The 9,871-nt window shown below is 75.5% G+C and carries 10 protein-coding genes; all 10 read left to right on the forward strand.

Annotated features, from left to right (window positions below):
- Nucleotides 1-530 (forward strand): cation:proton antiporter (locus ACFV6I_RS16295; protein ID WP_380425825.1); only part of this gene is annotated, 530 nt, incomplete at its 5' end.
- Nucleotides 531-577: 47 nt separating this feature from the next.
- Nucleotides 578-1,030: a flavin reductase family protein gene (locus ACFV6I_RS16300; protein ID WP_063351481.1), complete on the forward strand. Its 453-nt coding sequence runs from the start codon at nucleotides 578-580 to the stop codon at nucleotides 1,028-1,030.
- Nucleotides 1,031-1,093: 63 nt separating this feature from the next.
- Entirely contained in the window at nucleotides 1,094-2,797 is a 1,704-nt protein-coding gene (locus ACFV6I_RS16305) for a 2-isopropylmalate synthase (RefSeq protein ID WP_380425827.1), read from the forward strand.
- Nucleotides 2,798-2,877: 80 nt separating this feature from the next.
- A complete protein-coding gene (locus ACFV6I_RS16310; RefSeq protein WP_350880968.1) occupies nucleotides 2,878-4,299 on the forward strand; it encodes a PLP-dependent aminotransferase family protein in 1,422 nt (473 codons plus the stop codon).
- Nucleotides 4,300-4,401: 102 nt separating this feature from the next.
- Nucleotides 4,402-5,424 (forward strand): 3-oxoacyl-[acyl-carrier-protein] synthase III C-terminal domain-containing protein, encoded by a 1,023-nt coding sequence (locus ACFV6I_RS16315; RefSeq protein WP_063349716.1) that lies wholly within the window; start codon nucleotides 4,402-4,404, stop codon nucleotides 5,422-5,424.
- Entirely contained in the window at nucleotides 5,421-5,702 is a 282-nt protein-coding gene (locus tag ACFV6I_RS16320) for a phosphopantetheine-binding protein (RefSeq protein ID WP_079135959.1), read from the forward strand. Before ACFV6I_RS16315 ends, ACFV6I_RS16320 begins: the two co-directional genes overlap by 4 nt.
- Entirely contained in the window at nucleotides 5,686-6,849 is a 1,164-nt protein-coding gene (locus tag ACFV6I_RS16325) for an acyl-CoA dehydrogenase family protein (RefSeq protein WP_380425829.1), read from the forward strand. Before ACFV6I_RS16320 ends, ACFV6I_RS16325 begins: the two co-directional genes overlap by 17 nt.
- Complete coding sequence (locus ACFV6I_RS16330; protein ID WP_380425831.1) at nucleotides 6,846-8,045, forward strand: HAD-IIIC family phosphatase; 1,200 nt, start codon at nucleotides 6,846-6,848, stop codon at nucleotides 8,043-8,045. Before ACFV6I_RS16325 ends, ACFV6I_RS16330 begins: the two co-directional genes overlap by 4 nt.
- 17 nt (nucleotides 8,046-8,062) lie before the next feature.
- Complete coding sequence (locus ACFV6I_RS16335; protein WP_380425833.1) at nucleotides 8,063-9,034, forward strand: 3-hydroxyacyl-CoA dehydrogenase family protein; 972 nt, start codon at nucleotides 8,063-8,065, stop codon at nucleotides 9,032-9,034.
- On the forward strand, nucleotides 9,031-9,871 hold an 841-nt coding region (locus tag ACFV6I_RS16340), incomplete at its 3' end, for an AMP-binding protein (protein ID WP_380425835.1). The genes ACFV6I_RS16335 and ACFV6I_RS16340, both read left to right, overlap by 4 nt.

Genomic DNA, 9,871 nt, shown 5'->3' on the forward strand with positions numbered 1-9,871 from the left:
TCCGCCCCCACACCCCGGGGTCGCCCCCACCCCGCCGGGTCGCCCGCGCTGTGGGAGCCGCCGCGCGGCGCGGGCCGCCCCCCCCCCCGGGCCCCTGGACCAGGGCCGCCCACACCGTCGGCGGCTGGGGCCGGATCGTGCTGCCGCTGCTGTTCACGGTGACCGGCATGGGCCTCGCCTCGGCGCCGCTCAGCGTGTTCTCCTGGCAGGCCGTCGTCCTGTCCGTGGTGCTCGCGATCTTCGGCAAGCTGGTCGGCAGCTACTACGGCGCCCGGGCGGCCGGCCGGCCCCCGGTGGAGAGCATGCGGATCGCGGTGTTCCTCAACGCCCGCGGCCTGACCGAGCTCGCCGTCCTCCAGACGGGTTACCAGGCCGGGATCCTCACCCCGGCGCTCTTCCTCGCCCTCGTCGTGATGGCCCTGTTCACGACGGTGCTCAGCGGCCCGCTGCTGTGGGTCATCGACCGGCGCACGGCGAGCGTGGACGCGCCCCGGACCGCGGAGCCGGTCCCCTACCCAGTCGAGCGGTGAATCACGTGGAACTCGTCACCTCAACCCCCTCCGATTTCCGGACCTTCATGTCCGGCTTCCCGAGCGGCGTCGCCATCGTCACCTCGCTGGACGACGCCGGCCGGCCCTGGGGCATGACCTGCTCCGCCCTGTGCAGCGTCACCGTCGAACCGCCCACCCTGCTGGTCGGCATGCGGGCGGAGAGCCCGACCCTGAAGGCCGTGCTGCGCAGCGGCCAGTTCGCGGTGAACCTGCTGCACGCCGAGGGCCGCGGCACCGCCGAACTGTTCGCCTCCGGCGACCCGGACCGGTTCGACGCCACCACCTGGCGGCTGCCCCCCGGCGCCGGCGGACCCCACCTCGTCCACGACGCCCACGCGGTGGCCGACTGCCGGGTCAGCCAGCTGGTCCCCGTCGGCGGCCAGCGGATGGTCTTCGGCGAGGTCATCCGGATCACCGAGCTCAGCGACGCGTCGCCGCTGCTCTACGGGAGGAGACAGTTCAGCTCCTGGCCCGCCTAGCAGAGCTAGCAGAGCTAGCAGAGCGTCCCCACAAGACGTCCAGACCACCGTTGTGGAGGAGAGATGACCGCTCAACCCACCGACGCGGACACGCCGCAGGGCACACCCGCCCGCGACCAGGGCATCCAGCGCCACAGCGCGATGCCGGTCCGGAAGTACCAGCCGTACCAGGCGGTCGGGCTGCCCGACCGCGGCTGGCCGGGCCGCCGCGCGGAACAGGCCCCGCTGTGGTGCAGCGTCGACCTGCGGGACGGCAACCAGGCCCTGACCGACCCCATGGACATCACCCGCAAGCGGCGGATGTTCGACCTGCTGGTCGCCATGGGGTTCAAGGAGATCGAGGTCGGCTTCCCCACCTCCTCGCAGGACGACCACGCCTTCCTCCGCCACCTCGTCGACACCGGCGCGATCCCGGACGACGTCGTCGTCCAGGTCATGACACCGATCCGCGGCGACTTCATCGAACGCACCGTCAAGGCCCTGGAGGGCGTGCCCCGCGCCGTCCTCCAGATCTTCAACCCGACCTCGGAGGTCCAGCGCCGCCTGGTCTTCCGCAAGGACCGCCGGCAGACCACCGCCATGGCGCTCGACGGGGCCGAACAGGCCCTCAAACTCCAGGACTCGATCCCCGGCACGGAGATCTACCTCCAGTACGCGCCGGAGTCCTACACCCAGACCGAGCCGGACTACGCGCTCGAACTCTGCAACGCCGTCCTCGACTTCTGGGCCCCGCGGGCCGCGCACACGCTGCGGATCAACCTGCCCTCCACCGTCGAGGTGTTCCCGCCGCAGGAGTTCGCCGACCGGATCGAGTACACCCACCGCAACCTGCTCCACCGCGAGCGCACCATCCTCAGCGTGCACCCGCACAACGACCGCGGCAGCGGCGTCGCCGCCGCCGAACTCGCCGTCCTCGCCGGGGCCGACCGGGTCGAGGGCACCCTGTTCGGCAACGGCGAGCGCTCCGGCAACGTCTGTCTGGTCACCCTGGCCATGAACCTGTTCTCCCAGGGCGTCGACCCGATGCTGGACCTGAGCGACATCGACGGCATCCGCCGCATCGTCGAGAGCTGCAACCAGATGCCCGTCCCCGCCCGCCACCCGTGGGCCGGCGACTTCGTCTACACCTCCTTCGCCGGCTCCCACCAGGACGCCATCGCCAAGGGCCTGCGCGCCCGCGAGGAGTCCGGGCAGGAGGTCTGGGACGTGCCGTACCTGCCGATCGACCCGCGCGACATCGGCCGCGACTACCAGGCGCTGATCCGGATCAACACCCAGTCCGGCAAGGGCGGCATCGCCCACCTGCTGCGCACCGAGTACGGCATCGAGCTGCCGCGCCGCCTCCAGATCGACTTCGCCGCCGAGATGCAGGCGGTCTGCGAGGAGATCGGCGGCGAGATCACCGGCGACCAGCTGTGGGAACACTTCGTCGAGCGGTACGTGGCGCTGGGCACCGAGACCGTGCCCGGCCTGCCGGAGCCGGAGCCGCTGGCGGCGGAGCCCGGCGACACCCGCTGGAGCGGGGCCACCGCCGAGGCGGTGGCCGGCTACGGGCTCGACGCCGTCATCCAGGGCCTCGTCGTGGAGCGGGCGGGCGCACCGCTGAACGCGGTCACCGCCGCCTTCGAGATCGTCGTGGACTCCCACTCCTACTGGGGGGTCGGCATCGCCGAGGAGGAGGGCGAGGCCGTCGGCCGGGCCGTCCGGGTCGCGTGCCTGCGGGCGCTGCTGGACACCGAGCGGTCCGGTCTGTCCGAGGCCCGCTAGGGCCGGCGGGCCGGGCAGGGCTTAACAGGTCCGCAGGGCTTTAACAGGGCCGCCGTGGGCGGGGGAGGGAGGAGCCAAACATGCCCTGGAACACCTTGATCGACGTGGCACGGGAGGACGTGCTCCCGCTGACCGCCCAGATCCGGGACGGCATCAAGCGGGAGATCGCCGAGGGGGCGCTGCACCCCGGCACCCGGCTGCCGTCGAGCCGTCAGCTCGCCGAGGACCTCCGGGTGTCCCGCAGCGTCGTCGTCGAGGCCTACGGGCAACTCGTCGCCGGCGGCTACCTGGAGGCCACCCGGGGATCGGGCACCCGGGTCGCCACCCACCTGGACCGGGGCACCCGGATGCCGACCCTGCTCGGCGACGCCCGCCCCGCCCCGGTGATCCGCTGGGACCTGCGGGCCGGCGGCGCCGACGCCTCCGCCTTCCCCCAGCGCGAGTGGCTGGCCGCCTACCAGCGGGCCGCGCGCCGGCTCGGCCCGCGCGACCTCGGGTACCCGCCGGTGTCCGGCGTCCCGGCGTTGCGCGCCGAACTCGCCCGCTACCTCGGGCGGGCGCGCGGCGTGCACACCACCCCCGAGCACGTCATGGTGGTCTCCGGGTTCGCCCAGACGCTCGGCCTGGTCTGCGCCACGCTGCCCCGCACCGGCCTCGGCGCGCTCGCCGTCGAGGACCCGTGCCACCCGCAGCAGCGCCAGTTCATCGTCGAGTCGGGCCTGGACTGCCCGTCCGTCCCGGTCGACGAGCACGGCATCGACGTGGCAGCGCTCGCCCGCACCGGCGCCCGCGCGGTGCTGGTCACCCCCGCCCACCAGTTCCCCACCGGCGCCGTGCTCAGCGCCGAGCGGCGGGCCGCCCTGGTCCGCTGGGCGGAGGACGTGGACGGCTGGATCATCGAGGACGACTACGACGGCGACCTCTGGCTGGACCACGGCCGCCGGCCCACCGCGCTGCAACGGCTGTCCCCCTCCCGGGTGCTCTACGCGGGCACCGCGAGCAAGTCGCTGGCCTCCGGGATGCGGCTGGGCTGGCTGGTCGCCCCGCCCCGGCTGCGCCGCCGCCTGGAGGAGGTCCGCTCCCAACGGGACCTCGGCTGCGACGTGTTCACCCAGCACGCGTTCGCCGAACTGCTGGACGGCGGCGAACTCGACCGGCACCTGCGGCGCCAGCGCGAACGGCTGCGGGCCCGCCGCGAGGTCTTCCACGAGGCCGTGCGGCGCCGGCTGCCCGGGGCCCGGATCGTGGGCGCCTTCGCCGGCCTGCACGCCTACGTCCAGCTCCCGCACCGGGTGGACGAGGCGGCGCTGGTCGCCCGGGCGCTGCGCCGTTCGGTGCTGGTGCGCGGCGGCCGCTCCTACCACCACCGGTCCTGGCAGTCCGGGCCGGCCCTGGTGGTGGGGTACGCCGGGGTGCCCCGCAGCGGCGTCGCCGAGGCGGTGCGGGAACTGGGGGAGGCCTACGCCGAGTCGGCGGCGGACGGCTGCCTGCGCAGTGCCTGAGCCGCGCCCCGGCTTTGCCCGGAATGCGGCCGGGGCGGCACCGAGAGACGGCCGGACGCCCGGACGGACAGCGGACAGACAGCGGAGAGTCGAGGACACGGCATGGTGACGACGAGGACGGGTGGCGCCCCCGCGCCGCTCGCGGTGCGCGAGGCGGCCTGGCACCTGCCGGAGCAGCGGGTGCCGGTCGGCGAGCTGCCCGAACTGGCGGGCCTGGCCGGCGAGCGCAGAACCACGCTGGCCGGCCTGGGCATCGACACCGTGGCTGTCGATCGCGAGCTCGGCCCGACCGGGCTGGCCGAGCGGGCGGCCCGCAGCGCGCTGGCCGGCGCCGGGCTCGCCGCCCAGGACCTGGACGCCCTGATCGTCGTCGACTCCCGGGCCCCCGAGACCCTGCTCAGCTCCGAGGCGACCAGGCTCCAGGCCCGGCTCGGCGCCGACCGGGCCGTCACCTTCGGCGTCGGCGGCCTCGGCTGCGTCTCGCTCGGCCCGGCCCTGCTCGCCGCCCGCGGACTGCTCGCCGCCGACCCTGACGTCCGGCACGTCCTGGTCGCCCACGCCTCCACCCCGGCCACCCCCGGCCGCTACCGGCACCCCGTCACCGTCAACGGGGACGCCGGGCAGGCCCTGCTGCTCGCCCGCACCGGCCCGGTGCGGGTGCTCGACCTGGTCCAGGAGACCAACGGCGCGTACTGGGACCTCTTCCGGGTGGACTACCGGGACCGCCCCTGGGAGAGCTGGCAGGAGGAGTGCCGGGACCTGCCCGGCTACTCCTTCCGGCTCGCGGTGGAGACCAGGAACCGGCTCACCGCGCTCCTGGAGCGGCTGCTCAAGCGGCACGGCCTCGACCGCGCCGACGTCGCCGGCTACGCCAGCCAGAACCTCTCGGCGGGCGGACTGCGCTTCCTGGCGGAGTCGCTGGGCGTCGACCTCCTGCCGGAGTGCCGGGAGAACCTGGCCCGGTACGGCCACCTGGGGCCGAACGACGTCTTCCTCAACCTCTGGACGGCGCTGGCGAACGGGCGGCTGGCCGAGGGCGACCGGGTCGTCCTGGTCAACGTCAGCCCGGTGGCGGCCTGGAACCTGCTGCTGGTGGAAATCGGACCCTGGGAGAGCACCGCGTGACCGACACGGCAATCGAGATACGGGAGTTCCTGACCGTCGCACTGCGCCGGCCGGTGGCGCCGGACGAGGACTACTTCGCACTGGGGCTCGCGGACTCGCTGTTCGCGCTGGAGCTGGTGGTCTTCGTCGAGGAGCGGTTCGACATCCGGATCGAGGTGGACGACCTCGACCTGGACTCCTTCCGCACCGCCGAGCGGATCGCCGCGCTGGTCGAGCGCAAGCGGGCCGGCCTGGGCACGGGCGAGGAGACGGGGGCCGGCTGTGCCGCCCACGGCTAGCGAGACCCGTCCGTCCGCCCCGTCCGACCTGGGGGCTTCGGCGGTCGGCGCCGCGGCCGACCTGGCCGCCGCCGTCCGCGACGAGGCCGCCCGCTGGGACGAGCAGGGCGCGCTGCCCGACGAGGCCGTCCGCGCGGTGGCCGCCGCCGGGCTGCTCGGCCTCGACCTGCCCGCCCGCCACGGCGGCGCCGGCGCCACCCCGGCCCAGCTGGGCGAGGCCGTCGCGCACCTGGGCGGCGTCTGCGGCGCCCTGCGCGCGCTGCTCACCGTCCAGGGCATGACGGCCGCGGCGCTGCTGCGCTGGGGCGGCGAGGAGCAGCGCGCGCGGTGGCTGCCCGCACTGGCCTCCGGCGAACGCCTCGCCGGCTTCGCCGCCACCGAACGGGAGGCCGGCAGCGCGCTCGCCGAGGTCGGCACGCGGATCGAGGACGACGGCGAACGGCTGGTCGTCACCGGCGCCAAGCGCTGGGTGACCTTCGGGCAGAGCGCCGACGTGTTCCTGGTGCTGGGGCGCACCGACGCCGGCCCGACGGCCGTCCTGGTGGAGGCCGACCGGCCCGGGATCGTCCGCGAGCCCGTCAGCGGCCAACTCGGCCTGCGCGCCGCGCGGATCGCCCACCTCACCTTCGACCGGGTGCGGGTGCCCCGGGAGAACCTGGTGGCGCCGCCCGGGCTGGGCCTGACCCACACCGCCGCCGTGGCGCTGGACCACGGCCGGTTCACGGTGGCCTGGGGCTGCGTCGGCATGGCGGAGGCCTGCCTGGCCGACGCCGCCGAGCACGCCGCGCACCGGGTCCAGGGCGGCGTGCCGCTGGCCGGGCACCAGCTGGTGCGCTCGCTGCTCGCCCGCTCCGCCGTCGACACGGCGGCCGCCCGGGCGCTGGCCGAGCGGGCCGCCGAGGCCAGGGCCGGCTCGCCGCTGGGCGCCGCCACCGAGACCGTGGTCGCCAAGTACGCGGCGGCCGGGGCGGCGAAGGCGGTCGCCGACCGGGCCGTCCAGATCCTCGGCTCGGCGGGCTGCGAGCCCGGCGTCCGGGCCGGCCGGTTCTACCGGGACGCCAAGGTGATGGAGATCATCGAGGGCAGCCCGCAGGTCGCCGAACTGCACATCGCCGACCGCCTGTTGCGCCAGGGGGTGCGCCGATGACTGGGGCTCAACCGGGGCCGCAGCGGAGTGGGGCGGAGCCGAGTAGGGCGGAGCCGACCGTCAAGGTCCTGGTCTGGGACCTCGACGACACTCTTTGGGACGGCACCGTGCTGGAGGGCGACGACCCGGCGCCGTTCCCCGCCGCGACCGCCGCCCTGCGGGCGCTGGACGAGCGCGGCGTCCTGCACGCCGTCGCCAGCCGGAGCGACCGGGCCGTCGCCACCGCGCACCTGGAACGGCTCGGGCTGCACGAGCTGTTCACCGTGCTGGAGATCGGCTGGGGGCCCAAGTCGGGCGCGGTGCGCCGGATCGCCGAGGCCATCGGCATCGGGCTGGACACCGTGGCCTTCGTCGACAACGACCCGGTCGAGCGCGCCGAGGTGGCCGCCGCCCACCCCGTGGTGCGCTGCTACCCGGCCGAGCAGGTCGCCGCGCTGGCCGAACTGCCGGAGTTCCGGACCGAGTTCGTCACCGCCGACGCCCGCGAACGCCGGCTGCGCTACCGCGGCGAGGCGCTCCGCACCCAGGCCCGGGAGGATCACCAGGGCACCCCCGAGGAGTTCCTCGCCTCCCTGGGGCTGGAGTTGACGATCCGTCAGGCCGGTCCGGACGACCTCGCCCGCGCCCACGAGCTCACCGTCCGCACCCACCAGCTCAACACCACCGGCCGGACCTACGGCCTGACGGAGCTGCGCGCCCTGTGCGACTCGCCCGACCACCGGGTGCTGGTCGCCGAACTGACCGACCGGTTCGGCGACTACGGCACCATCGGCCTCGCGCTGAGCGAGCGGACCGGGCACCGGGAGGGCGACGGCCCGGCCGGGCCGGCCGAGGTGCTGCGGCTGCTCCTGCTGTCCTGCCGGGTGATGTCCCGGGGCATCGGGCCGGCGCTGATCGGGCACGTCGTGCGCGCGGCGCTCGCCGAAGGGCGCCGCCCGCTGGCCGAGTTCGTGCCCACCGACGTCAACCGGGTGATGCTGGTGAACCTCCGGTTCGCCGGGTTCACCGTGGTGGGCCAGGAGGGGGAGGGGCGGCTGCTGCTCGGCTACCCGCCCGCCGCCCCGCCGCCCTCGCCGCCGGGCCACCTGCGTCTGATCACCCCCGAGGCCCCCTCCGCTCCCGAGGCCCCCGAGGCCCCCGAGGCGCCCGACGCCCCTGCCACCCGTGAGGCCCCCGAGGCCCGGAACCGGCCGTGACCGGGCCGCAATCCGTCGTGACCAGGAAGGACACCGTGCACCCGCAAGACACCCAGAACCGCGAGGCAGGCGAGGCCCGGGCGGCCCGCACCGACCGGATCCCGGTCGGGATCGTCGGCGCCGGCACGATGGGCACCGCCGTCGCCCAGGTCTTCGCCGCGGCCGGGCACCCCGTGGTGGTGGTCGACCGGCAGCGGGCCGCCCTCGACGCCGGCCCCGGCCGGCTGCGGGACGGCCTGCGCGCCGCGCGGCTGCTCGGCCGCCGTCCGGCCCCCGGTGAGGCTGGTGCCGGGGCCCCTGGCGAGGCCCGCCCCTCGGCGGCGGAGACCGTCGAACTGGTCGACTGGACGGACGAGTTCGGGCGGCTGGCGGCGGCCGGCTTCGTGGTGGAGTGCGCCTCCGAGCGACTGGCCGTCAAGGAGCAGGTGCTCCGGGAGCTCGACCGGGTCTGCGCCCCCGCCGCGGTGTTCGCCTCCTGCACCTCGGCGATCCCGGTCGAGCGGCTCGCCTCCTACACCGACCGGGCCGACCGGGTGCTCGCCACGCACTTCATGAACCCCGCCTACCTCAAGGAGACGGTCGAGGTGGTGCGGGGCCCGGCCACCACCGCCCGGACGCTGGAGACCACCCTTGCTCTGCTCGCCGGGGTCGGCCGCCGCGCCCACGTCGTCCGCGACTCGCCGGGCTTCGTCTCCAACCGGGTGCTGATGCCGATGGTCAACGACGCGGCCGCCCGGGTGCAGGAGGGCGTGGCCGACGCGGAGACCGTCGACCTGATCTTCCAGGAGTGCTTCGGCCACGCCATGGGCCCGCTGCGCACGGCGGACCTGATCGGGCTCGACACCATCGTCGACACCCTCGACGTCCTGCTGGAGACCACCGGCGACGAACGGTTCCGGCCCTGCGACCTGCTGCTCGACCTGGTGCGGCGCGGACACTTCGGCCGCAAGACCGGGCTGGGCTTCCACGCCTACGGGACCCGCCCGTGACCGCCGGCCGTCCGGCCCCCGACGTACTCGACCTGATCCGGGAACGGTTCCGCACGCTGCCCGACCGGACCGCCGTGGCGGTCGGCGAGCAGAGCCTGACGTATCGTCAACTCGATGTCGAAACCATGGTGTTGGCCGATCGGCTGGCCGCCGTCGGGGTCGCCCCCGGCCGGCTCGTCCTGATCCACCGCCGCCAGGGCGTGCGCACCGTCGTCGGCATGCTGGCCGCGCTGCGGCTGGGCGCCGCCTGGTGCGTCCTGGAACCCGATCGCCCCGCCGCGATGGTGCGCGCCCTGCTGCGGGACAGCGGCTGCGCCGTCCTGGTGTACGACGACGGCGACCCGGCCACCCCGCCCGCCGCCGTGCGGGAGCTGACGGCCGGCTGCGGGCAGCCCGTCACGGCGGTGGCCGAGAGCGGACCGGCCCCTGCTCCGGCCGTGGCCGCCGGCCGGTCGGACGCCGTGGTGCCCCCGACCGCACCGGCCTACGCCGTCACCACCTCCGGGACCACCGGGGAGCCCAAGGCCGTCCTGGTCTCCCGCGGCGCGCTCGCCCACCTGGTCGCCTCCCGCGCCGAGGACCCCGCCGCGACCACCTTCACCGCCTCCCGGCTCTCCTGGGACGCGCCGCTGTTGATGCTGTTCCACACGCTCTGCGGCGGCGGCACGGCGGTGCTGCCCGACGAACGGGCCCTGCCCGACCCGGAGGCCGCCGCCGCGCTGATCCGCCGCCACCGGGTCGAGGTGGCGGTCGGCCCGCCCTCGTTCCACCTGCTGGTGCTGCCCCACGTGGGCGGGGGGGGGCGGGGCGCGCGGGGCGGGGGGGGGTCGGGGGGGG

The organism is Kitasatospora sp. NPDC059803, from assembly GCF_042732255.1.
Taxonomy (GTDB): domain Bacteria; phylum Actinomycetota; class Actinomycetes; order Streptomycetales; family Streptomycetaceae; genus Kitasatospora.

Bases quoted from the DNA above. Each gene is read 5' to 3' on its own strand.
- ACFV6I_RS16310 (WP_350880968.1), top strand. From the start codon at position 2,878: ATGCCCTGGAACACCTTGATCGACGTGGCACGGGAGGACGTGCTCCCG.
- ACFV6I_RS16330 (WP_380425831.1), top strand. From the start codon at position 6,846: ATGACTGGGGCTCAACCGGGGCCGCAGCGGAGTGGGGCGGAGCCGAGT.
- ACFV6I_RS16305 (WP_380425827.1), top strand. From the start codon at position 1,094: ATGACCGCTCAACCCACCGACGCGGACACGCCGCAGGGCACACCCGCC.
- ACFV6I_RS16300 (WP_063351481.1), top strand. From the start codon at position 578: ATGTCCGGCTTCCCGAGCGGCGTCGCCATCGTCACCTCGCTGGACGAC.
- ACFV6I_RS16315 (WP_063349716.1), top strand. From the start codon at position 4,402: ATGGTGACGACGAGGACGGGTGGCGCCCCCGCGCCGCTCGCGGTGCGC.